Source organism: Clostridium sp. DL1XJH146 (genome assembly GCF_054819755.1).
The window spans coordinates 1-24,749 of the sequence record NZ_JBTVVN010000012.1; the positions used below are offsets into that span (position 1 = coordinate 1).

Here is a 24,749-nt window from a genome sequence, read left to right on the forward strand (position 1 = left end):
ATAGATATATAATTAACTAATTGAAATATTAAGAAATAAAGAGTAAACAGGAGAATATCAAAGTATAAAGAGGGAATTAATGATAATTCTCATCGTACATCCGAGAATCTTTAATTTATTAAAACCTCTAAAAAATAAAAGTACAGTTTGCAGAGTGAAGTTAAAAAACTATTAGTTTAATAATATCCTTTAATGCTTTATAATATATACATTGTAATATTATTATATAACACGAAGAAAGGAATTATTATGAATCTTTTAACATTAGAAAACCTTAGTAAGAGCTATAGCGAAAAAATTCTCTTTGACAATATTTCATTGAATATAAATGAAGGCGATAAAATTGGTTTAATAGGTATTAATGGTACTGGAAAGTCTACTTTATTAAAAGTAATTGCAGGAATGGAATGGTCAGACTCTGGTAATATTACTAAAAAATCAAATCTGCGCATTGAATATTTATCTCAGAATCCTAATATGCATCAAGATGCAACTGTTTTAGAACAAGTTTACAAAGGCGATTCAAAACTAATGGTGCTTTTAAGAGAATATGAAGACTTACTTTATAAACTACAGAGGGACCCCTCAGATGAAAATTTGATAAACAAATTAAATATCCTCACTGCAAAAATGGATGCTGAAAATGGTTGGGCCGTAGAAAATGAAGCAAAAACTATTTTAACTAAACTAGGCATTACTGATTTTACTGCAAAAATATCCACCTTATCTGGTGGCCAGAAAAAAAGGGTAGCTCTCGCCTCTACATTAATATCTCCTTGTGATTTATTAATTTTAGATGAGCCTACCAACCACCTTGATACAGACACTATTATGTGGCTTGAAACATATTTAAACGGTAAAAAAGGTTCATTTTTAATGATTACCCACGATAGGTATTTTTTAGATAGAATAACTAATAAGATAATAGAACTTCACAAAGGAAACTTATATACTTATATGGGCAATTACAGTGAATTTCTACAAAAAAAAGCTGAAAGACTTCAAATTCAAAAAGATACTGAGCGAAAAAGACAGAATTTATACAGAAAAGAACTGGCTTGGATTAGAAGAGGCGCCAAAGCTAGAAGCACCAAACAAAAGGCAAGAATTGATAGATTTGAAGAAATCGAAAATTCAAAGGCAGATCTCTCAGAGGAAAATGTTGAAATATCCACAGCCAGTACTCGATTAGGCAAAAAAATAATTGAAATTGATCATATAAGCAAAAAATTTGATGATAATCTATTATTTAATGACTTTAGTTATATAATGACCAAAAAAGACCGAATTGGTATAGTAGGCCCTAATGGTAGTGGTAAATCTACACTTATGAATATATTAAACGAAAAAATGAAACCTGATTCTGGAACTATAGACATAGGAACAACTGTAAAAATGGGCTTTTACACTCAGGAAGTAGACCATATGGATGAAAATCTAAGGGTTATTGAATACATAAGAGAAAAAGCTGAATTCATCACAACAGAAGATGGAACCCAAATAAGTGCATCACAAATGCTAGAAAACTTTTTATTCCCTTCCACCCAGCAATGGACTTATGTTGGCAAATTATCTGGTGGTGAGAGGAGAAGACTCTATCTACTAAGCATATTAATGGATGCTCCAAATGTTCTCTATCTTGATGAGCCTACCAATGATTTAGATATTGAAACTCTTACAATATTAGAGGATTATCTTGATTATTTTAACGGTGTAATTATTATTGTTTCCCATGATAGATACTTCCTAGATAGAATAACAAATAGAATATTTGCTTTCGAGGGAAATGGCATTATCTCAAAACACGTTGGTAATTATTCAGATTACCTAACTACAAAGCAACAAGAAAAAATTGAAATTGAATATGCGAAAAAAGCTGTATCAACTACTACTGAAAATAAAAAATCAAAAAATGACTATAAAAATAACACTAAATTAAAATTCTCTTATAAAGAAAAACTGGAATTTGAAGAAATAGACTCTATTATAGAATCTTTAGAAAATGAACTTTCACAAATAGAAGAAAAGATAAATGCGGCTGGTAGTAGCTATGGACTACTTCAGGAACTTTTAGCCGAAAAAGAAAAAGAAGAAACAGTATTAGAAGAAAAAATGGACAGATGGGCTTATTTGAATGAACTAGCTGAGAAAATAGAAAATCAGTAATTTTTAAATGCACAATTAAGGATGATTTTCTTCCTTCCGTCAGAAAATCTTTATTTTAAAATAATATAAATTAAATAATCAAAAGGAGATGTTACGTATGAAAAAAATTAAACTTGAAGACGTTATTGAAGCAATCGAGCTTTGTACTGATGAATCTACCCACTATTATAGTGAAAAGGATAATCTCATAGTGTGTGTTTTTGATGAATACGCTGGAATTGCAGATGACGTATTCACTGGTCAGAAGAGTCTTGATGATTTAGGAAACTATGCTGATTGGCAAATAGACATCATCAAAACCATTGTTGATATAGAAGAGAACTACGAAGATTATATCAATTTACCAAATAGTGAAGACTTAGATGAATATGAGCTAATGAAATCATTTTGCTATTCTTTAGAGGATAATCAAAAATCTGGCATACTGCTGAATACTTTAAATGGTAGTGGTGCCTTCAGAAGATTTAAAGATAAAATCTATGATTTAGATTTGCAACAAGCTTGGTATGATCATAAAGAAAATTCTACAAAAGAACTTGCCATACGCTGGTGTAAAGAGAATAACATTGAATTTGAATAAAAAAATAACAAGACCCACTTTGACTGTAAAGTGGATCTTGTTATTCAATATTACTTTTTTCATTATTACTTATTACTCAACAAGCTCTTTCAAAAACTTATTTGCCTCGCCTCTACTTCTAAAAATTATTAATTGTTTATCTTTATTTTTCTCTAGTATCTCAATATTCTTTTTACCTGATTTTTTAGGAAAATCCCATATATACTTCATAAATTCAAAATCAAATTTTTCAGGGCAACCCTCTGCCATATCAGGTCTTTTTTTATTTATATTAGTTATTAATCTTTTAAAATACCCCTGAATGCATTTAACTCTATTAATCCGAAAACAGATGATTGTATCCGCCTTTTCAATACGCATACTTAATGTACTACTATAATTGCCATCAATTATCCACTCTTCTGCTGAAATCATGTTTTTTTGCTTCTTTATCCATTCATCTCTCGGAGTTTCAACCCATCCAGCATTCCAATACTCCTTATCAAGATGAACCAGTGGAATTTCTATTATTTCAGCAAGTTTTCTTGCAAAAGTACTTTTCCCACTTCCAGGAGAACCTATAACTACTATCCTTTTACCTATATTTTTCATCAATATTTTCTCCTTACCTATTTTATTACTATTTATTTTAATTCTTTATATTATTCTACCCTTACAAATGTTCTAGTGAAAGAAACTTCATTAGTTTCTTTTCCGTTAGAACCTCACTAGTTACAAATTTACCATCTATAAAAACTGCATAATTTGTACAAGATGTTTGAATATATAAATGCCTAAATTATATTTAAGAACTATATTTTTCTAAAAGCTTTAATTCCGAAGTTTCAAAAGAACTCAAAACAATTGAGTTTAAATCAATGGATACAGATTCAAAAGCGCCTTTATCTTTTATTTTAAATGCATTTAATACCATTTTTTCTTCCCATATTTCCTTAATTGTCCCCTTATAGTTTTCATTTAAAGTTTTTATTTCTATAAAATGATTTTTTAATTGATAACTGTTAAAAACCGTTTCCCATTTTTTAAGGTTAATATACTGTGTTGTATTTAATTTGAAATAATATTCTTTTTGAAGTATCTCATTGTAAAAATCAGGACAATAAGATAAATTTTTAATTTGATTTTTAAAGAAAATACAATAACCATCTAATGTTAATCCTTCTATTCTTGCTGCCAAACAATACTCTCCTTCATCCTTTAAAAGAATCATTTGACTAAAGTTATCCTGTGATTTAAATTGAATTTTCAAAAGTTTTTGAAGTTCTAAATTACATTCTAATTCTATGTTTTGTGAATCGTCTACATTAGTTTTATTTTCAATTAGAATCTCACTTTTTCCCTCTGTTATATTTATGATTGTATTGTCTTCTATTTTTTCTTGATCATTATATTTTATTTTTTCTTGATTATCATCCCTTATTTCTTCTTGTTTATTATGTTTCTCAGTATCTTCTTCATGAATAGTTACTTGACCATATTTATCTATATATCTTTGAAATTCTTCTCTTAAATCATCTTCTCCTATTGATGTTTCTGAACATTTCACTCTGAATCTTCCTGTTTTTATCAATTTTTCTTTATCATAATCTATTACATTATTGATTTTTGAAAAAAAATTCGGATTTTCGTTTATAAAAGTTTGAACATCATTGAACCAAATAATCAAAGCACCTGGAGTATCTCTTGTTGCCTTTTGTACTTCTATTAATTTAATCACATTCCAATTAAGTTTTAAATTTGCCTTTGGAAATTCAAATCCTTTTTCTGATAAAATTAAATATGTAGTAGTTTTTATTTTCTTATAAAAATAAAACATAGTAGGTATGCTTACAAAACAGGTTACCAGAAAAAAAGTAGCATTAGTTGCAATCATATTAGCAAAAAATAGAACAAATAACCCAATCCCTAGTACTTGCAGTGTACTTTTATTAATTTCTAATTTATCATGCGATTTTTCAAGATAGTATGTAGAATACTCTTTTAAAAACATTTCAATTTTTGCTTTTAAATCATCAGATGAACTTTTTATAAAACTAAAAGGATATTCTATTATTTTATCTTCTTCATAAGTTTCATTTAAAATATTTGTTTGCAGTAATTTTTCATAAAACAATTTTTTTTCTTCTGTCATCACTATATCTTTTCTTAGTTTTATACAAAGAAAATATCTGAAATAAGCAAATTTAATGTAAAATGTATCAATATCATTCCAAGGAATTTCCTTCTCATAAGAATATAGTTTAATTCCCCTCTCTTGCAAATGGAAAACAACTAAAGGCTTTTTTATCCAATCAAATTTAATTGGATTTTTATAAAAAAACATAAAATATACTGCAACTATAATAAATATTATTGAAATAATGCCTAAACATATCCAGCTAACAGCTAAACTTATACAGCTAATAGCTAAAGTACTAAATATAATACAGAAAACTAATTTTCTATTGTAAACTATTTTAATATCATCCATAATTTCCTCCCTCTTTTTCTTCTTATTTTATTTTGTAATTCACTTTGAAATAAATCTTATTAGTGTAGCATATTACCGATAAAAATTAATGCACTACCAACTAACATAAGAATACCTGAAACAAGTTCTAAAATTCTAAAGCGCTTTCCAGAATTTCTTGATATAGGCCTATAAATAAGAAGAAATAACGCGAATCCAATAATTAAAAAACGATTAAAAATTTCATATTTACTTAAACTAAATCTCATTAGTAAAGCAATAATTATCATGGTAATAATACCAGCGATTACAGAAGTAATTGGGTTGTTCCAATTTACCTTCCACTTTTTTATAATTAATATCGATGAATCTTCTAGCTTTTCTTTAATATTTTCCACCAAAATATCCATACTTTCGAATCCAGAAATACTAAATGATTTTTTTCTTGTTTTAAGCTTTATAAATGCAATTTTCCCAGAAGGCTCTGTAGATACTTTTACTCTTATTAAATCATTAAAAGATATTGCTTCAATAAATTTACCACCTTGACGTACGAAAGTTTTTTCAGTAACTATTATCTCCATAGTTCTTAATTTTTTAAACATTATTCTAGATACTATAACAATCTCAATTATCATAATTGCTGCCATAACAGATATAATTTTAATAAATAACCAAATATTTTTTATTTCATCTATGCTACTTAAAAAAATACTAAAAAATACAATAGCTACTAGCATGATTATTGCCATTACAATCATTAATTTCTTCCTTTGTTTTATTGTTTCTTCTGAAAATTTAAATGTTTTATCCATATGGAACTCCTTTATACTTATTAAGAATACATCCTATAATAGCATCATTACCTCAACATATCTTCAATTTTGATTTATCCTATTTCTATCATATAGGTTCTCTATATACTAATTAATTTCTAATATTCTTACCATCACTGTGTCTATATTGTTAAAATAATCCTCTACATCTGCTTCATATTATTAGTCTAATGGGCAGTTATGCCTACTATTTGTTAGTCATACGAATCATAATTTCAATATACAAATCATCAATATCCATCGAAATGTCATTTTTAGAAATACTTATTATTTTAGGACTTCCGAGCATAGCTCTTCTTAGTAAACTCATTTTACTTAAAACTTCTTTCATATTTGATGGATATATTCCAATTGTTTTATATCCATTGTCATTATAAATAAAAACTTCTTCTACTTCATCCCAATTTAACATATACATATTAGAATATGTAGCATTAATATTGATTTTAATACCACAATCATTTATCAGCAAAAGTGGTTTCTTCTTTAAATAATTAATAGTATTAACCGCTAACATCCAAAGAGATAATATAATCACTAATATGCCAAAAATTTTGTAAAAGAAACTCTTAAGAGTCCTTGCTACTAATATTATGATTAGGAATATAACAATTTCTGTTTTTATTTCTCCTATAAAGTTAAAATATTTATTAATATCAATTTTAGATTTCTTTAGTCTTTTTCTTCTACCATATGTATCTAATACAGGCAATACTCCAAATATCAGGAATACTGGAAAAATATAATTGTACATATCCAGTATTCTTTGAAAATCAAAAGACATAATAGAGATTCCAATTCCAAGAAGTATTATACAGCACAAAACTCTTATTATATATTTTCTTTTACTTAATATCAAAATCAATTCATTATTATTCTCAATCATAATTTACTCCTAGTTTCATCAAATATAAAGGAATCAATATTATTAATAATTCTGCTCCTTCTACTAAAATCAAAATTTTTTCCACCTTTGATAGTAGCAAGTTCGTCAACTTGTCCATTAGTTGCACAATTTTTCTCATACTTTCTTATCATAAATTCCACTATCATTTTTCGACTAAAGTCGGGTGGAGTCTGACCCCTTAACTACTAACGTACTACAATAGTCAATCTTCAAAAATAATTACTATTTTAAATAATGTATTCCACAAAATTATTTGTTTTTTTTCTTATTAAACCAGTCAATATAATAACAAATACCAGAAGTCGCAAATAAAATAATTTCTAATATATACAACCACATTGGTTGTTTTATATATTCAGGATCTAAGATCACACAAAAGCACCGGTGCTGGAGAACTAAGTATTCAATATTTACTGTCAAATAAATAATTATTATCTTCCTTAAAATCTCCTATTAAATCCCCTTCTAAACTAAAATATAATATTCTATCTCTTGTAATTATATTCACTTCTTCTTCTATATAACCTGGTATAATGTTTCTTTCACTGCCTATATTATATTCATTTTGTATTTCTAAATTTTCATCTAAAAAATAAATAGTATCTTCATCTAAAAAAATTATTTTATTTTTCCTATTGACGCTTTCAATATATTTAGGTTCTATAACCTCTTCTCCTTTATTATTTAGCACTCCATATAATCCATCTCGCTTAAAAATAAAGAATCCATTTTCTATATCATTGTCTGTTATATAAACATTTTCATCTTGAAAAATAAATTCCCCTTTTTTATTTATAATTCCACACTCGAACAAATCATTTCCTTTTTCATAGCTTACTATAGCATAGCCATTATTGAATTGATATGCACTATCAAATTTGGGTTCAATAATCCACTCTCCATTTTTATCTATAAACCCACTCTTTCCATTATAATAAACAAGAGCTATACCATCTTGAAAATCAAAAGAACTGCTAAACTTAGGTTCAATAACCCAATCTCCTTTTTTATCTATATATCCAACCTTATTATTAATGTTTGCAGCTGCTAATCCTTCTGAAAAATCACATGTCACAGAATCAAATTTAGGTTCTATAACCCAGTCTCCAGCTTTATTTATGAATCCAAATTTCCCATTTAAACTAGCTGCTGCTAAATCATCATAAAATTGAAATACATCATCAAACTTTGGTTCTATAATCCACTTGCCATTCTCATTAACAAAACCATGTTTTCCATATTTTCCATTTATTCCTGCTTCAGCTAAACCCTCTTCAAACAAACTTAAATAATCAAATTTTGGCTCAATAACCCATTTTCCATATTTATCTATACAACCATATTTATTATCTTTTTCTATATACCATAGTCCATCCTTGACTAAATACACCCATCCATCAATACTAGATATTATATTTCCCTCTTCATCTATGAGATAATTATTATCATTAAATTCTCTTACACACGCTACTCCATCATAAAATTGTGTAACTGTTTCGTACTTTGGTTCTATTACAACTTCTCCATTTTTATTTGCATATCCATAAACATTGCCTTTAAAGCATATTGAATATAGTTCATTATCTTCAACAGTCACATTTTCTTCAGTGATTTTATCATTATTAGCGTTTGTAACTGATCTTACCGCAACTATAGAAAATATAATTAATATTAATATTATTGTTTTTTTAGCCCTTTTATTTATTGTCATTTTAAATCTACTCCTTGTGTTTTACACTAATCTTCTATTATGTATACTTTTATTTAGAAACTATATTTTTCTCTCTTAAAAGTTTGTCCACTTTTTCTTTATCCTCAAATTTAACATCGAGAGTCACCTTCTCCAATACCTTCAATTTTAATTTATCCTATTTCTATCATATACCTTCTCTATATACTAATTAAATTCTAATATTCTTACCATCACTGGGTCTATATTGTTAAAATAATCATCTGCATTCGGTTCAATAATAATATCCGGAACAAATGAATCTAAGTCTTCATTTGAGATTTGTAAATAATTCGTTGAAAAACTAACTATAGTATTCGTGTTGCTTAATTCCAATTTATCAACAACTCCATAATGGTTTGGTTTCCCACCTGTTGGTTCACCAATAAAAATTGCGTTAGTTTCATTTTTAAATTTTAAAGTATTTACTATTGCAGATGAATATGTATTTCTTCCTACTATTACAAACAATTTTTGAGGTTGGTCTAGACTTTCTCTTTCTTTAAGTTCATCAAAAAATGGGTCTAACAAAAGTGAATCTCCTCCTAAGTTATTCCTTAAATCAATTACAAATGTATTTATAGAATTATTATCAATAAAATCAAAAAGTTCTTTGTTAAAATCTGAAAAAGATTTTTCCTTCATATTATAACAAGAATTGTATTGAAAATATAATAGTTTATCTTCTTCAAGAAATTCATACCAATAATTTTTTTCACTATTCTTTAGATATAGCATTTTTTCAGCTTTATCTGCACTTGCATTCTGTAGGCCCAACTTACTAGGTTCAACTTCAACACTTTCTTCATTTCCGTTTTTGTCTATAAAAACAAATTTTCCTATTTCTGTATCTGTTATTTTTAAACCATTTAAAAATTCTGTTCGAGCTATATATTCCGCAAATTTTTTCTTAAACCAAGATTCATTCTCATAAGAAATAATAGGTCGAAATAGTTCTATAATTTCTTCAACACTTTTCCCATTTATCTCTTTTAGTTTAAAACCAATGTATTGACTATACTCAGGTGCAGAATCTATCAAATAAATTCCATCATCAAAATAGTAAAATTTAAGTGGATATACTTCTTCGCTATTAAACACAAATGATGTATGTGAATCACCTATCGAAGCTATAAGTCTACTCAATTCAACAATTATTTCATCATCTGTTAGTGTAGGTATTTCTTTTTTTATTTTTTTTATATTAGCTGAAAATTCTTCTTCTTCTACTTTAAAGAATAGATTTTTATGAACTTTAGGCAAATTTTCCGTTAAAAATTCAATATCAGCTAACCATTTATCGTCTCTCTGACCAATAATATAATTGCTACTAGTCTCCAATTTCTCAAAGTCGTTAAATTCAAAGTTGTTATCTATTCTATTTATTAAAGCTTTATAATTATCATATGCATTATCTAAACATTCAAAAAGTATTTCGAAAAACATATCTTTTTCTTGAACAATATATGCAATATTTATCTTATCATCCTCTTCAATTTTAATTTTATAGCCTTTATTGCCACCAACAATACATTCTTCAACGTTGATATCTTCTTCAACTTTTTTTATGATTTCTTCAATATAATTTTCTGTATATGGATAAATACGAGTTGTCGTTATATTTAGTGAAACCTCATTATCCTCTGTTGAAAAACTTACTGCGCCTCTATCCTCTACTGGTTCTAACCAATTTGATGGATATTTTATAGTATAATAAATATTAGAATACGTTCTAGTTTCAGTCAGCTCCTGATCTTTATTATCACATCCTACAAATAAAAAACTTATTATAACTAGTATTGATAATACACTCATTCTTTTTATCACTTTGATTTTGTACTCCCCCTTATTATTCAAACTATAAATATGCTTCTAACTACTATTTATAATTAATTCCACCCATAATTTACTCCTATATTTATGTGATAAAATTTAAATATAAATTACTATCCTTACTATATAAATATTTATCTATATTTCCTCAAATACCTTATTTATATTTTATCTTACTTTAAAAAATTTGTTAAGTATTTCTAGCATATTTAAATAAATTTATCCATATATGTAACTTAAGTCCGAACTTTGTTAGATTAATTCAAACTAAAATAAGTGTAAAAGATTTGCATCTCTTACACTTGTAAACAAATATTCACCAACTCTTATTTTCAGGGTCGTTTCCATTCCTGTAGGCATTGAACCGTATACAACTGCGGAAATTTTACCTTCTTCACAAATTTTAATAAACTCAGGCCTAACACCTAGTACATAATTGCACTTAGAAATTTCTTGCTCTTGCCGTCCTTCAGCATTAACAAAATTTATTGAAGGATTTCCAACAAAGTCAGCAGTAAACAGGTTAGCAGGTTTATTATAAACAGTAAGTGGTGCTTCGTATTGTTGTAAAACGCCATTATCAATTAGACATATTTTTGTAGCAAGTGACATGGCTTCCATCTGATCATGAGTTACATAAACAAATGTGCTTCCTGTCTCAACATGGAGTCTTTGTAATTCATACCGCATTTCCAAACGCAATTTTGCATCCAAGTTAGATAATGGTTCATCCATAAATAAAACGCTAGGATTCGGTGCTAATGTTCTTGCAATGGCTACCCTCTGTTGCTGCCCACCAGACAATTCAGATGGATATCGATCCATAAACATTCCTATTTTAACGATTGCAGATACTCTCCTCACTTTAATATCAATTTCTTCTTTAGTAAGCTTGCGCACCTCTTTTTTTACTTTTCCGTTTATAATTATTTTAAATTCTGGTCCTAGAGTTTCACCATTTTTCTCATGGTCATCTCTGCATTTTTTTAAATCAAATTTTAGTTCCCTAATTATTTTTTCACTTTCAGCCTTCGGAGAATCTGCCTCATGCAATTTATATTGCAAAACAACTTTTGCTGTATCCATTGATATATCAAATTTTTCGATATATTTAAGAAGTACTCTCTCTTTATCTAAATTCCCATCTTTGTTGTAACAATCCTTTAACAAAGAAATTACATCTTGATAATTTTCAAACACTCTTATTTTATCATTCATTATTTTCGCATTAAATAAATTAATTGAATTAATAGAATTACGTAAAGAGCTTCAGCAACTAAAGATGGAAAATGATATTTTAAAGCAAGCGGCGCTGATAATGGGACGAAAATCAAAATAATTCTTGCTAATAAGGATAAGTACAGTATTAGCGCCATGTGTAAATATTTAAAAATTTCAAGAAGTTTAATTTATTACAACAGAAAAGAAACTATAATCATTATTGAAATTCAAAGCCAGATTCTTCTAAAAAATCAACAATTCGATCACTTGCCATTGCCATCCCAGAAATATACTGTCGAAATATATTCTCATTACCGCCTAGATTTATTCCCACAATCTCAAAATCTTGATTAATTAAAGCACTGCCACTACTTCCTTGTGATATTTGGGCTGTATGTTGAATCATTGGATATTGATTTTTTCCTACCTCATCATTAAATGTGACTAGTTTTCTGCTGCTTATTTTACCTGCCGATACAAGGTTTCTCTCACTACATGGATTACTCATTGCTACAACTATGTCTCCATATTTAGGTAATTTATCTGAAATTGGCAAAATAGAATATTCTTCTTCCGCCATAAAACTAATTAATACCAAATCATATTTATCATTGGCGTACTCTACAGTAACATTTGGAAATTGATAGTAATAGTCATCTACTCCCATAAAGTATCCTACTTCACTTATGTAATCTGCAAAATCTAAATCATCATATCTCATAGCAATAATTTGAGTTTTATCCACATCATCCTCTTCTAAAATCACATGATTGGCTGTAAGGGCAAAATATCTATTACCTTCTTTAGCAATAATCACTCCACTACCACCTTCTGAAACTGAGGTACTTGCACCAGATGAAGCCAAATAGGAACTATGATTTTCACCATTCCTATATTTTAGTTGAACAATTTCAATATTTGCTGAAATTAATTCATTCTCAATTTTTTGAATTAAATCTTTATTCATCTCCTGATTAAAGTACGATTTAATTGGAGGAAGAAAAAAACATATAAAAATAATACTACTGATTATTAAAATTTGGATTATTAAAATATTTTTTTTTATTCTTTTACTTCTTTTCATTCTTATCCCCTTTACCGTTGCCAAATATTTGGATACTCCAAACTATTCATTTAAACAGTTCATGCAATCCAAAGGCCTACAGGTTTTTATAGATGTAAAAACCGTACTGCTAACATTAATCATAGTTATATTTAAAATATATGAAAAATTGTATCCATTCCTCCATTCATGTAAATACTAGTGGTTCATAGATTTTCACATTAGTGACTTAACATCACAATTTTTCTTTTTATAAATCAAATAGGCAAAGCCTTTAAAAATCATATATCCACATATCGCTCCAAGAGTATTCAGTAAAATATCATCAATATCAAACTCTCCAAGATTAGCAAATAATTGCACTAGCTCAAATGTTAAACTTAAAATAAGTGAAAAAATTACTACAGACTTTACTCTTTTAATTTTATCAATTATAATTGGCAACAAAAATCCAAAAGGGCCAAAAGCTATGATATTTCCTAGTATATTTGACTTTGCAACACCAAAGCTTTGGTTTCCTCCTAAATAATAAAGAATAGTTTTCATAGGAATAAAATTACTATCCTTAATTCGAATACTTAATGGCATAGATGAATCATAATTTCAATATACAAATCATCAATATCCATCGAAATGTCATTTTTAGAAATACTTATTATTTTAGGACTTCCGAGCATAGCTCTTCTTAGTAAACTCATTTTACTTAAAACTTCTTTCATATTTGATGGATATATTCCAATTGTTTTATATCCATTGTCATTATAAATAAAAACTTCTTCTACTTCACCCAATTTAACATATACATATTAGAATATGTAGCATTAATATTGATTTTAATACCACTATCATTTATCACCAATAACGGTTTCTTCTTTAAATAATCAATAGTGTTAGCTACTAACATCCAAAGTGAAAATATAATCATTAATATCCCAAAAATTTTGAAAAAGAAACTTTTCAAAATTATTGCTGTTAATATCATACCTAGTAATGTAACAATTTGCGTTTTAGTTTCTCCTATAAAGTTAAAATATTTATTAATATCAATTTTAGATTTCTTTAGTCTTTTTCTTCTAACATATGTACTTAATACTGGCATTACAGTGGATACCACAAATGCTGGAAAGAGATAATTATAAGTATCAAATATTCTTTGAAAATCAAAGGACATCATAATAATTCCAATTCCAAGAAGTATTATGCAGCACAAAACTCTTATTATATATTTTCTTTTACTTAATATCAAAATTAATTCATTATTATTCTCAGTCATAATTTACTCCTATATTTATACAACAAAATTTTTTAATATTAAAATTTATTCCTCTATGCTCCTTAAGAAAATGCTAAAAAACAATTTATAAATTAATTATTACACTAATTATCAATTAGCATATTTTGAAGCTCTTCTACAGTCATATCAGTGTTTTTCTCTAAAGAATTATAAAAGTTCATCTCTTTAGAATCTGTTAATATATCTTGTACAACATCTACACCACTAGCATCTATTATGTTTTCTATGGTTAAGTAAGATTGTACATATGGTAAATATCCACTTAAATGTGCTTTAGCTATTTCACTACTCGTATCTAGCTCTTTAAAGTTCTTAAGTCTATTTACATGTATATCTATTGGAGATTCATCATCAGAAACAGCTTTAAATGCACTGTATTCAGCCAACCCTTCATTAAACCACATTGGTATTTTATAGGATTTAATTTTTTTATCTTCACAAAAATAATCAAATCTAAAATGAGTGTATTCATGAATAATTTTGTGTTCTGTAATAGTATCCCTACACAGATATATAACATTATAAGCATAAATCGATGTTGTGCCTTCTAAATTAAAGGCTGATTTAAATTCTTCTTCTGATGAAAATAATACAATTTTTAGTGGATATGATGTTTTTTCTCCTAATATATTAGTTAGAATATCTTCAGATTTCTCTATACTAGTAGTAATAAAATTTATATCATCATCTTTTAAAACATCATTGTAGTAAATATCAAAAGAATCAGTTTGTTTTACAAACATATCCTTTGTAACCTTTTTAAAGTCTTGTGCAGCAAATATTTTAAAATTAATCTCGTATCTTAGAAAATCATTCATAGGTGTAAAATAAGATATTATAAAATATAGAATTATGTAAATTAATAGTACATATCTGTTTCTATTTTCAGATTTAATCATTTCGTCCACCTCTATTTATTTTCACTCCAACTCTACTCCTTGTGTTTTACACTAATCATCTATTATGTATACTTTTATTTAGAAACTATATTTTTCTCTCTTAAAAGTTTGTCCGCTTTTTCTTTATCCTCAAATTTAACATCAAGAGTCACCTTATCAGGCTTAATACTCAACCACTTTTTATTTTGATTTTTATCATCAATATAAAGTTCCAATTTATAATAATTTCTAACATCCATTTGAATTATAATCTTAGAAGGTTCTTTCCATTTATATTCTTTTATATCCTTCCACAAAAATAAATCTTTTCTCTGTAATACTCCATTACTGGTAATCTCAACATTTTGAATTCCAATATATAATGATATAGCTATACATATTAGCATAAAGAATACAGCATAAAGTTCATATAACTCTACCACATAACTAGATACCATAAAAAAATCATAAAAATTATCCTTATCAAGTCTAAGTAGATTTTCAATTTTTATAATTTCACTATAATTAAACAATTCATACCATTCATCGAAATACTTAGGAATAAAAAAAGAATATCTTTCAAGATAATAACCCTTTAGAAACAAATATAAGTAGGTTATGGGAAATAATAGACATATAATTGAAGATAATAATTGCAAATTAAATATACTTAAACATTTTACAGTAATATCACCTTTAACTTTCTTCTTTTTTCTTTCCTGCAATACTATTACTGCAATAAACGCAGCTATAAATAATAATTCACATATAATCAGTAATCTAAATCTCCATAAAGTATTCATTAATTGAAAACTCACCTCTCACTTTCATTTATTTCACTTCCTTTTAAAATTTAAAAATAAAGTTAGTTTGATTCATATTTTATTTACAATTAATATTGCACAAAGAATTAATGTAAGTACTAGTGGTTCATAGAGCTTCACATTAGTGACTTAACATCACAATTTTTCTTTTTATAAATCAAATAGGCAAAGCCTTTAAAAATCATATAACCGCATATTGCCCCAAGAGTATTCAGTAATATATCATCAATATCAAACTCTCCAAGATCAGCAAATAATTGCACTAGCTCAAATGTTAAACTTAAAATAAGTGAAAAAATTACTACAGACTTTACTCTTTTAATTTTATCAATTATAATTGGCAACAAAAATCCAAAAGGGCCAAAAGCTATGATATTTCCTAGTATATTTGACTTTGCAACACCAAAACTTTGGTTCCCTCCTAAATAATAAAGTATAGTTTTCATAGGAATAAAATTACTATCCTTAATTCTAATACTTAACGGCATAGATGAATCATTCTGTAATAATACTTTAATCATTCCCATTGGCCAATATTTAAAGAATATAACCTTTATTAACAATGCTAAATATAATAAAAATAAGCCCCATACAATAGTTTTAAATAATTTATATTTCTTTAACGTACAATTCAAATTAATACCTCTTTTCTTCATAAGAATAATAATTACTAAGGTTACTTAATTACTCTCTCATCAATAATTTCCCCACATTTTCCATTTTATCATAATCCCTTGAAATATTTTGTCATTTCTCGTCTTATTAATTCAAGAATTATTAAAGTTTTTAGCTTCATTCTTAAATGATTTTTAAATATATTAAATTTTCACAAAACTTCCACTTCTTCAATCAAAAATAGAGCACTCAATCTCTATCAATTGAGTGCTCACTATCTTATTTCTAATCTTAATACTATCACCTGGATAACAGAAAGTAAGTAACCATTTAGTCAAAATAATCATCAACATCAAAAACATTATCTTTATAATAATATCTGCGATCTTCTTCTGTTATTTCACGATAAACTCTGCATGGATTTCCAAACGCTATCATATTATCTGGTATATCTTTAGTTACAACACTTCCAGCACCAATAACAACATTATTACCAATGGTTACTCCAGGATTAACTACAGTATTACCGCCAATCCAAACATTATTTCCAATAGTTATTCCAATACCATATTCATACCCGCTATTTCTTGAATCCGGATGTATAGGATGTCCCGCTGTGTATAGGGATACATTTGGTGCAAACTGTACATTATCACCTATAATTACTTTGCCAACATCTAAAATAGTACAATTATAATTTGCAAAAAAATTATTGCCAACTTCAATATTTTTACCATAATCACAGTGAAAAGGTGTTTCTATATTAACCTGTGAACCAGTTTTACATAAAATTTTTTTTATTAATTTGTCTTTTTTTTCTTGCTCTTCTGGTCTACACATATTAAGTTCATATATTTTTTTCTTATTTTCCATTCTTTCTTCAGCCAGTCCATCTAGCCATGCCTTATATGGCAGTCCTGCTAACATTCTTTCCTTTTGGTTCATAGGATTAATCCTCCATATTGATTTTTATAGAAAATATAAACCATATTTAATCATCTATCTCCTGAAATCTGTTTACCATTATTCCATCTACCTCAACTTGTTCTAAAAACATATCAAGAGGTCTTACCCATATGCCTTTTTCTCCATATTGTGGTTGATATACTACTAATTTTTCTCCTGTTTCTGAATGTGTAGCTACATACAAAACAAGATACATATTACCCTTAAAATGTCTGTATTTCTTCCCCTCTTTAATAGTACGTTCATTCGAAACAGCTATTTCATTATTGTTATTCTCCATATTATCTCCTTACATTTACATTACTATTTTTATATATCATTATTTTCTTCTCCCAATAAAATCTAAAATAAAACTATCATGCATATAAAAACATATTATCCTTGCCTAAAAATCAAGTTCTCTTTCTAAATTGATGCTTACAATTTTTACATGTTACTAATAAATTACCTTTCCCTCTAGGAAGTCTAAGCTTTTGCTTGCACTCAGGACATTTAATAATGACGTAATTTTTTCTATCTTTAACTTTCCTGCCTGTACTATTGAACTTTCTTTTAGTTTTACCTAAAAATCCAACATTAATTTTTTTTGTTAATCTATACTTTAAACCATCCAATCTATATTTTAGAGTGCCCACCAATTTTATATATGCCATTTCCTCTCTTTTTCTTTTATCAAAGTCTTTAGACATCATCCTAAAAATCGCATACCCTACAAATAAAATACCTACTATCCTTGACCACTCAAAAATACCTTGTACTAATCCTAGTATTAACAAGAATTTTGAAAATCTATCTAACCCATATCTTCCAATCATACCATTCTTTTTCATAAAACACCTCTTTAAGATAGTAATCTACATTAAAATATCGTTAATATTTATATTATTATTTATAAAATATAGATTCACTTTTAATATAACAACACTCTATAAATCAACAATTTTTAAAACATATCGTAAAACAAATATACCACTATCAAAACAAAAAAGCCAGCACCTAAGTGCTAGCCTAATAATTATTGTATTGGTAATATTTCTTCTTTTTCATCCTTTTGTTTAGTAACCATAAACAAGTATACAGTCATTATTATAAAAGTAAATATCCAATAATGTGGAACATTAACTCTTACTAATGACAAGAATACTTTAATAACTTTAGGCACTGTTAGAGCATAAATTGATGCGTTAGCTAGTTCTGTAAATGTAAGGTCTGATTTCATTATTGCTTTTATAATTAATCCTATTAGCCCATAAAGTATGGATAAAAGCAAGAATGATAATATAGAAAAAATAAAGTACCCAATGTATATAGCAACATAAGCTATAGCTTTAAACCCTTTAAGCATTGGATAAATTTTGTCTACATCGTTTTTGTTAAAGTTTCCAATTTCTGTGAATTCAGAAAATTCATATGTTTGCACTTGAAATGCTTGTTTCTGTACTATTCCATCTCTAAAAATAAAAAATCCCTGTTCATAATCATCCATAACAGTCTTATCAGCATCTTCTCTCGTATCAATATATAGTGCTGAACCTTCATCATCTGTAATATAAGGCATTTCAATATCTACATCTAGCTCTCCATCATTCATTTCGAAATATGGCACATCAGATTCGTAAATTTTAGTAAGTTCTTTGATACCATCGTTCAATTTTATACCTATATTAATAGTAACAAATACAGATAAAATCAACGATAACAAAACTCCGTAGAGAAAACTTTTCCCATAACTTTGCTTTATCATTTTTCTATAAGCTGGAAAATTAAAGAAACTATCTTTTAATTGAGTAAAAAACTTCATAGTAAACCTCCTAGTATTTTTTATATCATAAGTCCAATATTATTATATAATAAAAAATTAGTTTTAAAAGTTAAAATTTAGTAACAAGAACTTATTTGTTCAATTCACAGTGCACAATTTACAATGTACAATTGTAGGTGATTTTCTTCCCCTTGGTCACAAAATCTTTAATTATATTAATAAATTTAAAAAGACAGAGATTTTGCGTTACCGCAAAATCTCTGTCTTTATTCAAGTTATAAAACGAAGAAATTTTTTAGCTCCGCTAAAAAATTTCCTCCTTAATTGTGCATTGTGCACTGTGCATTGTGCATTACAAATTTATCTTTGCTCTTAATCTTTCAACTGCAAACTGCACATTGCACTCTTCACACTATCTTCTAAAGAAAGTACTCAACTCCAGCTCTAAATATCTTTTGATCTTTCTCTCCAATAATATTCTTATAAACGTTCTTTCCTATTCTTTCTGAATGGCCCATTTTTCCGAATACCCTTCCGTCAGGGCTTGTTATTCCTTCAATTGCACAGTAAGAACCATTTGGATTAAAGTTTATATCATAAGTTGGTTTACCATCAAAATCTACATATTGTGTTGCTACTTGACCATTTTCAAATAATTCTTTTGCAAGAGTTTCTGAACATACAAATCTTCCTTCTCCATGAGAAATTGCAATAGAATGTATATCTCCATTTTCTACCCCTTTAAGCCAAGGTGAAAGTGTAGAAGTTATTTTTGTGTTTACTATTTTAGACATATGCTTACCTATTTTATTATAAGTTAGAGTAGGACAAGTTTCATCCATTTCTCTTATTTCACCATATGGAACTAATCCTAATTTTATAAGTACTTGGAATCCGTTGCATATTCCTAATACTAGACCATCTCTATTTTTAATTAAATCCATCACAGCTTCACTTACTCTTGGATTTCTAAATACTGATGCTATAAATTTACCAGAACCATCTGGTTCATCACCAGCACTAAATCCACCTGGAAGCATAATTATTTGAGAAGACTTAATTTCCTCTACCATATGCTCTATAGAATCATTTATATCATTACTAGTTAAGTTTTTAAATACTCCAACCGAAGTACTTGCACCCGCTACATCAAAAGCTTTTTTCAAATCATATTCACAGTTTGTTCCTGGGAAAACTGGAATAAATACTTTTGGCTTTGCAACCTTAATTATAGGTTTTTTAGTTACTATTATTTTTTTTGTATCGTATTTTATTTCGTCATTTATCTTTTCTGTTTCAAAATTGAATACTTTACTAAGTGGTGATTGCCATTCTTTTATTAATTGATTAAGAGGCATAACCTCATCACAAATTTTAATCTCTTCAGCCTTTTGCGTAAAACCTAACAATTTATAATTAACACCCTCAAAGTCATCTTTCAAAGAAACAGAATCCTTTAATTCTAAAATAATTGCACCATATTCAGCAGTAAATAGTCCACTTGATTTTAAATTATTTGAGAAATTCATCCCTATTTTATTTCCAAAACACATTTTAGAAATACTAGCTGCTATTCCTCCATAACTAACAGCAGATGATGATAAAACTTTTCCGCTATTAATTAACTTAGATACCACTTCAAAGTTATTCTTTAATTTGTCAAAATTGACTATATAATTTTCATCTTTTTCAATAGGAATAAGTATAACTTTGCTTCCACATTTTTTAAATTCATTAGATACTACAATATCAGTGTCTACGACATTAACCGCAAAGGAAACCAAACTTGGCGGTACATCAATATCTTTAAATGTTCCTGACATACTGTCTTTCCCACCTATTGCTGGTATTCCAAATTTATCTTGTGCATAAAAAGCTCCTAATAAGGCCGCAAAAGGTTTTCCCCATTTCTCAGGGTCTTTACCTAATCTTTCAAAGTACTCTTGGAAAGTTAATCTTACTTTTTTGTAATCTCCACCTGCTGCAACAATTTTAGCAACACTTTCTACAACAGCATAAAGTGCTCCGTGGAAAGTACTCCATTTTCCGATTTTAGGGTTGTATCCATAAGACATTAGGGTACCTGTCTTTGTCTCTCCATCTAAAACTGGAATTTTTGCACACATTACTTCAGAAGGAGTAAGTTGATTTTTACCTCCAAAAGGCATAAACACTGTTCCAGCACCTATTGAACTATCAAACTTCTCTACAAGTCCTCTTTGTGAACATACATTTAAATCCTTAAGATTATTTATCCAATCTTCTTTTATATCTTTAACTTCTTTTTTATTAAATACTGATTGGATTTTAGGATTATTAACTTTTATCTCTACTCTTTGTCTAGCACCATTTGTATCTAAAAAATCTCTTCTTAAAGATACAATTTCTTTGCCATTCCAAAGCATTTTTAAAGTTCTCTCTTCTGTAACTTTTGCAACTTCATAGGCTTCTAAGTTTTCCTCTTTAGCTAAAAGAATAAATCTTTCTTTATCTTCTGCCCTTACAACAACAGCCATTCTTTCTTGTGATTCAGATATGGCAAGCTCTGTTCCGTCAAGTCCATCATATTTTTTTCTAACTAAATCAAGATCAATAACAAGGCCATCACTTAGTTCTCCAATAGCAACTGAAACTCCACCTGCCCCAAAATCATTACACTTTTTAATTAATGTACTTACTTCTTTATTTCTAAATAATCTTTGTATTTTTCTTTCCGTAGGCGCATTACCTTTTTGTACTTCAGCACCACAAGTTAAAATAGAATCTTCATCATGTTCCTTAGAAGAACCTGTTGCTCCGCCGCATCCATCTCTACCAGTTCTTCCACCAAGAAGAATAATTATATCTCCATCTTCTGGTTTTTCTCTTACAACATTTTCTTTTGGAGCTGCCGCAATTACTGCACCAATTTCCATTCTCTTAGCCACAAAATCTTCATCATACATCTCACGAACTAATCCTGTTGCAAGTCCTATTTGGTTTCCGTAAGAACTATAACCATCTGATGCCCCTAAAGTTATTTTTCTTTGAGGTAATTTCCCTTTAAGAGTTTCTTCAATAGACTTATTAGGGTCCGCACTTCCTGTAATTCTCATAGCTTGGTAAACATAAGACCTACCAGATAGTGGATCTCTAATAGCGCCGCCAAGACAAGTAGCTGCTCCCCCAAAAGGCTCTATTTCCGTAGGATGATTATGTGTTTCGTTTTTAAACATTACAAGATATTTTTCATTCTTTCCATCTATATCTACTTCACATTCAATACTGCAAGCATTAATTTCATCTGATACTTCAAGGTCATTTAGCAGACCCTCTTTTCTCATTTTTTTCATGCCCATTACAGCAATATCCATTAAAGTAATTTCTCTCTCTTTTTCACCATATACAAAATCTCTTGCATCAAGATACATTTTATAAGCAGCTTTAACTGGCTTAAGTGCATCTCCTTCTTCAAATTCCACTTTTGTAAGTTCTGATTCGAAAGTTGTATGTCTACAGTGATCTGACCAATATGTATCTATTACCTTTATTTCAGTAATAGTAGGATTTCTCTTTTCTTCATTAAAATAATTTTGAACACATTTAATATCTTCAAAACTCATAGCAAAGCCTTGTTTTTCTCTAAAGTTGGCTAATTCTTCTTCATTATAGTCAACAAATCCATCTAATATTTCTACCGATGTAGGTACAACAGTTTCAATATTAAGATCATCTACTTTATCTAAAAGAGCTTCTCTTGAATCAACTGGATTTATATAATATTCTTTTATTTCTTTCAGCTGTTCATTGCTAATGTTTCCTTTAATAGCTATAATCTTAGCGCATCTTATAATAGGGCTATCTCCATGTGTTAATAATTGAATACACTGAGTAGCTGAATCAGCTCTTTGATCATATTGACCTGGCAAATATTCAACGCCGAAAATTTTAACATCTTCTTCTAATTTTATTTCTTCATCATAAACTGCATCAATTGGTGGTTCTGAAAAAATAGTGTTTTTTGCCATATCATAAGTTTTTTCATCAATACCTTGAATATCGTATCTATTAAATATTCTAATAGTATCTATATTATTAATATTTAGATTATCTCTCAAATCAGCCATTAAACCATTAGCTTCACCATTAAAGCCAGGCTTTTTCTCAACAAAAACCCTCATAACGTTTCTCATCAATAAGCTCCTTCTAAAATTCTTTTTTTACTCCAATATCACATCTATAATACATATCATCAAAACTTACCTTTTTTATATCTTCATAAGCTTTACTTCTTGCTTCTTCTAATGAGTCTCCTAAAGAAACTATAGAAAGTACTCTTCCTCCAGTAGTTACAAGTTCTTCATTTTTAAGTTCTGCACCACAAACAAAAACTTTGCTCTCTGTTTTATCAATCCCTGATATAACTTTACCCTTTTGATAATTACCAGGATATCCACCAGATACAGCATTGACACAACAAGAATATTTATCTTTGAACTGAACTTCACACTCTGAAAGTTTTCCCTCTGTTGCTTTATATAATAATTCAAAATAGTCGCTGTCCATTAAAGAAAGCACTGCTTGTGTTTCTGGGTCACCCATTCTTACATTGTATTCTAATAAATAAACACCTTTTTTAGTCATCATAAGGCCAAAAAAGATAGTTCCTATATAATCCATTCTCTCTTCTCTTATACCTCTAAGAGTAGGAGCCATAATATTTTCTTCAAATTCCTTTAAAACCTCTTCTGTGCAATAAAAATTTGGGGCAATAACTCCCATACCACCAGTATTGGGACCCTTGTCTCCATCATAAATTTGTTTATGGTCTTTACTTGATATAAAAGGAATAATCATATTCCCATCTGTAATTGATAATATAGATGCCTCTACGCCCTCTAAAAATTCTTCGATTACAAGTTTAAGTCCTGCACCACCAAAAATATCAAGTACCATAAGTTTATTAATTGCCTCAATAGCTTCTTGTTCATTCTCGCATATAATAACGCCTTTTCCAGCTGCAAGTCCATCTGCTTTAATAACTATAGGGTATCCACATCTTTGCGTATATTCTATAGCCTTTTTCCTATCTTCAAAAGCTTTATATTCAGCTGTTTTTATGTTATATTTTATGGCAAATTCTTTAGCAAAGCTTTTACTTCCCTCAAGTGCAGCAGCTTCTTTGCTAGGTCCAAATATCCTAAGGCCTTTTTCTCTAAATTTATTTACTATTCCTTCAACCAAAGTAGCTTCTGGTCCAACTATAGTTAAATCAATTTTATTCTCCTGCGCAAAAGAAACTAATTCATCAATTTCTACAATATTAACATTTTCACATTTTTCTTCCATTGCCATTCCACCATTACCTGGTGCGCAATAAATCTTTTCAACTTTATCACTTTGAGCAATCTTCCATGCAGTTGCATGTTCTCTTCCACCGGAACCTATTATTAAAACCTTCATATTATCAACTCCCGTATTTCAATGTGCAATTTGCAATTAGCAATTTGCAATTATGGATGATTCTCGGCTAACGCCGAGAATCTTAATTTTTTTAATTAATCAATCATTTAATTAATTGTTCTACTAATTAAAGATTTTCTGACCAAAAGGAAGAAAATCATCCTTCATTGCAAATTGCACATTG

At 28.2% G+C, this 24,749-nt stretch carries 24 protein-coding genes and 1 pseudogene; 3 read left to right on the forward strand and 22 right to left on the reverse strand.

Annotation, left to right across the window (positions count from 1 at the left end):
- The first annotated feature begins 249 nt into the window (after positions 1-249).
- Positions 250-2,166: an ABC-F family ATP-binding cassette domain-containing protein gene (locus ACVHXK_RS07720; RefSeq protein WP_461205803.1), complete on the forward strand. Its 1,917-nt coding sequence runs from the start codon at positions 250-252 to the stop codon at positions 2,164-2,166.
- An 88-nt stretch (positions 2,167-2,254) separates the two neighbouring features.
- Positions 2,255-2,746, forward strand: coding sequence for a UPF0158 family protein (locus ACVHXK_RS07725; protein WP_461205804.1), 492 nt, complete (start codon positions 2,255-2,257; stop codon positions 2,744-2,746).
- A 72-nt stretch (positions 2,747-2,818) separates the two neighbouring features.
- Here ACVHXK_RS07725 and ACVHXK_RS07730 read toward each other — a convergent pair whose 3' ends face one another.
- The 9 genes from ACVHXK_RS07730 to ACVHXK_RS07770 form a co-directional block, all read right to left on the reverse strand.
- Positions 2,819-3,337 carry a DNA topology modulation protein gene (locus ACVHXK_RS07730; protein ID WP_461205805.1) on the reverse strand — a complete coding sequence of 173 codons (519 nt, stop codon included), beginning with the start codon at positions 3,335-3,337 and terminating at the stop codon, positions 2,819-2,821.
- A 61-nt stretch (positions 3,338-3,398) separates the two neighbouring features.
- Positions 3,399-3,509, reverse strand: a complete 111-nt coding sequence (locus ACVHXK_RS07735) for a YoaP domain-containing protein (protein ID WP_461205892.1) — start codon at positions 3,507-3,509, stop codon at positions 3,399-3,401.
- A gap of 21 nt (positions 3,510-3,530) precedes the next feature.
- Positions 3,531-5,216: a hypothetical protein gene (locus ACVHXK_RS07740; RefSeq protein WP_461205806.1), complete on the reverse strand. Its 1,686-nt coding sequence runs from the start codon at positions 5,214-5,216 to the stop codon at positions 3,531-3,533.
- A 59-nt stretch (positions 5,217-5,275) separates the two neighbouring features.
- Positions 5,276-6,010: a hypothetical protein gene (locus tag ACVHXK_RS07745; protein ID WP_461205807.1), complete on the reverse strand. Its 735-nt coding sequence runs from the start codon at positions 6,008-6,010 to the stop codon at positions 5,276-5,278.
- A gap of 208 nt (positions 6,011-6,218) precedes the next feature.
- Positions 6,219-6,917, reverse strand: coding sequence for an STM3941 family protein (locus tag ACVHXK_RS07750; protein WP_461205808.1), 699 nt, complete (start codon positions 6,915-6,917; stop codon positions 6,219-6,221).
- The gene (locus ACVHXK_RS07755) at positions 6,914-7,069 is read right to left on the reverse strand and encodes a hypothetical protein (RefSeq protein ID WP_461205809.1); all 156 of its coding nucleotides are present in this window, start codon (positions 7,067-7,069) and stop codon (positions 6,914-6,916) included. The genes ACVHXK_RS07750 and ACVHXK_RS07755 overlap by 4 nt, the downstream gene beginning before the upstream one ends.
- Positions 7,070-7,341: 272 nt before the next feature.
- Positions 7,342-8,649 carry a WG repeat-containing protein gene (locus ACVHXK_RS07760; RefSeq protein ID WP_461205810.1) on the reverse strand — a complete coding sequence of 436 codons (1,308 nt, stop codon included), beginning with the start codon at positions 8,647-8,649 and terminating at the stop codon, positions 7,342-7,344.
- Between the two features lie 186 nt (positions 8,650-8,835).
- Positions 8,836-10,494, reverse strand: coding sequence for a hypothetical protein (locus ACVHXK_RS07765; RefSeq protein WP_461205811.1), 1,659 nt, complete (start codon positions 10,492-10,494; stop codon positions 8,836-8,838).
- A 273-nt stretch (positions 10,495-10,767) separates the two neighbouring features.
- Positions 10,768-11,718, reverse strand: coding sequence for an ABC transporter ATP-binding protein (locus tag ACVHXK_RS07770; protein ID WP_461205812.1), 951 nt, complete (start codon positions 11,716-11,718; stop codon positions 10,768-10,770).
- 25 nt (positions 11,719-11,743) lie between these two features.
- Here ACVHXK_RS07770 and ACVHXK_RS07775 point away from each other — a divergent pair.
- Positions 11,744-11,964, forward strand: a pseudogene (locus ACVHXK_RS07775) (IS3 family transposase); the annotation flags it as partial.
- Here the strand turns inward: ACVHXK_RS07775 and ACVHXK_RS07780 are convergent.
- The 13 genes from ACVHXK_RS07780 to purD form a co-directional block, all read right to left on the reverse strand.
- Entirely contained in the window at positions 11,939-12,805 is an 867-nt protein-coding gene (locus ACVHXK_RS07780; RefSeq protein ID WP_461205813.1) for a S1 family peptidase, read from the reverse strand. The pseudogene ACVHXK_RS07775 and the gene ACVHXK_RS07780 overlap by 26 nt on opposite strands.
- 195 nt (positions 12,806-13,000) lie before the next feature.
- The gene (locus tag ACVHXK_RS07785) at positions 13,001-13,372 is read right to left on the reverse strand and encodes a VanZ family protein (protein ID WP_461205814.1); all 372 of its coding nucleotides are present in this window, start codon (positions 13,370-13,372) and stop codon (positions 13,001-13,003) included.
- Positions 13,363-13,575, reverse strand: coding sequence for a hypothetical protein (locus ACVHXK_RS07790; protein WP_461205815.1), 213 nt, complete (start codon positions 13,573-13,575; stop codon positions 13,363-13,365). The genes ACVHXK_RS07785 and ACVHXK_RS07790 overlap by 10 nt, the downstream gene beginning before the upstream one ends.
- Positions 13,563-14,057 carry a hypothetical protein gene (locus ACVHXK_RS07795; protein WP_461205816.1) on the reverse strand — a complete coding sequence of 165 codons (495 nt, stop codon included), beginning with the start codon at positions 14,055-14,057 and terminating at the stop codon, positions 13,563-13,565. Before ACVHXK_RS07795 ends, ACVHXK_RS07790 begins: the two co-directional genes overlap by 13 nt.
- A gap of 104 nt (positions 14,058-14,161) precedes the next feature.
- Complete coding sequence (locus tag ACVHXK_RS07800; protein WP_461205817.1) at positions 14,162-14,977, reverse strand: gluzincin family metallopeptidase; 816 nt, start codon at positions 14,975-14,977, stop codon at positions 14,162-14,164.
- A 74-nt stretch (positions 14,978-15,051) separates the two neighbouring features.
- Complete coding sequence (locus ACVHXK_RS07805; protein ID WP_461205818.1) at positions 15,052-15,759, reverse strand: hypothetical protein; 708 nt, start codon at positions 15,757-15,759, stop codon at positions 15,052-15,054.
- Positions 15,760-15,896: 137 nt separating this feature from the next.
- Positions 15,897-16,415 carry a VanZ family protein gene (locus ACVHXK_RS07810; RefSeq protein WP_461205819.1) on the reverse strand — a complete coding sequence of 173 codons (519 nt, stop codon included), beginning with the start codon at positions 16,413-16,415 and terminating at the stop codon, positions 15,897-15,899.
- A 310-nt stretch (positions 16,416-16,725) separates the two neighbouring features.
- Positions 16,726-17,340 (reverse strand): sugar O-acetyltransferase, encoded by a 615-nt coding sequence (locus tag ACVHXK_RS07815; protein ID WP_461205820.1) that lies wholly within the window; start codon positions 17,338-17,340, stop codon positions 16,726-16,728.
- Between the two features lie 46 nt (positions 17,341-17,386).
- Positions 17,387-17,641 carry a DUF1653 domain-containing protein gene (locus tag ACVHXK_RS07820; RefSeq protein ID WP_461205821.1) on the reverse strand — a complete coding sequence of 85 codons (255 nt, stop codon included), beginning with the start codon at positions 17,639-17,641 and terminating at the stop codon, positions 17,387-17,389.
- Positions 17,642-17,753: 112 nt separating this feature from the next.
- On the reverse strand, positions 17,754-18,191 hold the full coding sequence (locus tag ACVHXK_RS07825) for a zinc ribbon domain-containing protein (RefSeq protein ID WP_461205822.1): 438 nt from the start codon (positions 18,189-18,191) through the stop codon (positions 17,754-17,756).
- 185 nt (positions 18,192-18,376) lie between these two features.
- Positions 18,377-19,162, reverse strand: coding sequence for a DUF1189 domain-containing protein (locus ACVHXK_RS07830; protein ID WP_461205823.1), 786 nt, complete (start codon positions 19,160-19,162; stop codon positions 18,377-18,379).
- A 380-nt stretch (positions 19,163-19,542) separates the two neighbouring features.
- Complete coding sequence (locus ACVHXK_RS07835) at positions 19,543-23,295, reverse strand: phosphoribosylformylglycinamidine synthase (RefSeq protein WP_461205824.1); 3,753 nt, start codon at positions 23,293-23,295, stop codon at positions 19,543-19,545.
- Positions 23,296-23,308: 13 nt separating this feature from the next.
- On the reverse strand, positions 23,309-24,565 hold the full coding sequence (gene purD / locus ACVHXK_RS07840; protein WP_461205825.1) for a phosphoribosylamine--glycine ligase: 1,257 nt from the start codon (positions 24,563-24,565) through the stop codon (positions 23,309-23,311).
- Positions 24,566-24,749: the final 184 nt, after the last annotated feature.

What these genes read in the sequence shown, in the direction of transcription:
- ACVHXK_RS07800 (WP_461205817.1), bottom strand. Translation starts at nt 14,977, where the DNA reads ATGATTAAATCTGAAAATAGAAACAGATATGTACTATTAATTTACATA.
- ACVHXK_RS07740 (WP_461205806.1), bottom strand. Translation starts at nt 5,216, where the DNA reads ATGGATGATATTAAAATAGTTTACAATAGAAAATTAGTTTTCTGTATT.
- ACVHXK_RS07755 (WP_461205809.1), bottom strand. Translation starts at nt 7,069, where the DNA reads ATGATAAGAAAGTATGAGAAAAATTGTGCAACTAATGGACAAGTTGAC.
- ACVHXK_RS07835 (WP_461205824.1), bottom strand. Translation starts at nt 23,295, where the DNA reads ATGAGAAACGTTATGAGGGTTTTTGTTGAGAAAAAGCCTGGCTTTAAT.
- ACVHXK_RS07815 (WP_461205820.1), bottom strand. Translation starts at nt 17,340, where the DNA reads ATGAACCAAAAGGAAAGAATGTTAGCAGGACTGCCATATAAGGCATGG.
- ACVHXK_RS07720 (WP_461205803.1), top strand. Translation starts at nt 250, where the DNA reads ATGAATCTTTTAACATTAGAAAACCTTAGTAAGAGCTATAGCGAAAAA.
- ACVHXK_RS07820 (WP_461205821.1), bottom strand. Translation starts at nt 17,641, where the DNA reads ATGGAGAATAACAATAATGAAATAGCTGTTTCGAATGAACGTACTATT.
- ACVHXK_RS07725 (WP_461205804.1), top strand. Translation starts at nt 2,255, where the DNA reads ATGTTACGTATGAAAAAAATTAAACTTGAAGACGTTATTGAAGCAATC.
- ACVHXK_RS07745 (WP_461205807.1), bottom strand. Translation starts at nt 6,010, where the DNA reads ATGGATAAAACATTTAAATTTTCAGAAGAAACAATAAAACAAAGGAAG.
- ACVHXK_RS07780 (WP_461205813.1), bottom strand. Translation starts at nt 12,805, where the DNA reads ATGAAAAGAAGTAAAAGAATAAAAAAAAATATTTTAATAATCCAAATT.
- ACVHXK_RS07760 (WP_461205810.1), bottom strand. Translation starts at nt 8,649, where the DNA reads ATGACAATAAATAAAAGGGCTAAAAAAACAATAATATTAATATTAATT.
- ACVHXK_RS07825 (WP_461205822.1), bottom strand. Translation starts at nt 18,191, where the DNA reads ATGAAAAAGAATGGTATGATTGGAAGATATGGGTTAGATAGATTTTCA.
- ACVHXK_RS07805 (WP_461205818.1), bottom strand. Translation starts at nt 15,759, where the DNA reads ATGAATACTTTATGGAGATTTAGATTACTGATTATATGTGAATTATTA.
- ACVHXK_RS07730 (WP_461205805.1), bottom strand. Translation starts at nt 3,337, where the DNA reads ATGAAAAATATAGGTAAAAGGATAGTAGTTATAGGTTCTCCTGGAAGT.
- ACVHXK_RS07830 (WP_461205823.1), bottom strand. Translation starts at nt 19,162, where the DNA reads ATGAAGTTTTTTACTCAATTAAAAGATAGTTTCTTTAATTTTCCAGCT.
- ACVHXK_RS07795 (WP_461205816.1), bottom strand. Translation starts at nt 14,057, where the DNA reads ATGACTGAGAATAATAATGAATTAATTTTGATATTAAGTAAAAGAAAA.
- purD (WP_461205825.1), bottom strand. Translation starts at nt 24,565, where the DNA reads ATGAAGGTTTTAATAATAGGTTCCGGTGGAAGAGAACATGCAACTGCA.
- ACVHXK_RS07770 (WP_461205812.1), bottom strand. Translation starts at nt 11,718, where the DNA reads ATGAATGATAAAATAAGAGTGTTTGAAAATTATCAAGATGTAATTTCT.
- ACVHXK_RS07785 (WP_461205814.1), bottom strand. Translation starts at nt 13,372, where the DNA reads ATGCCATTAAGTATTCGAATTAAGGATAGTAATTTTATTCCTATGAAA.
- ACVHXK_RS07750 (WP_461205808.1), bottom strand. Translation starts at nt 6,917, where the DNA reads ATGATTGAGAATAATAATGAATTGATTTTGATATTAAGTAAAAGAAAA.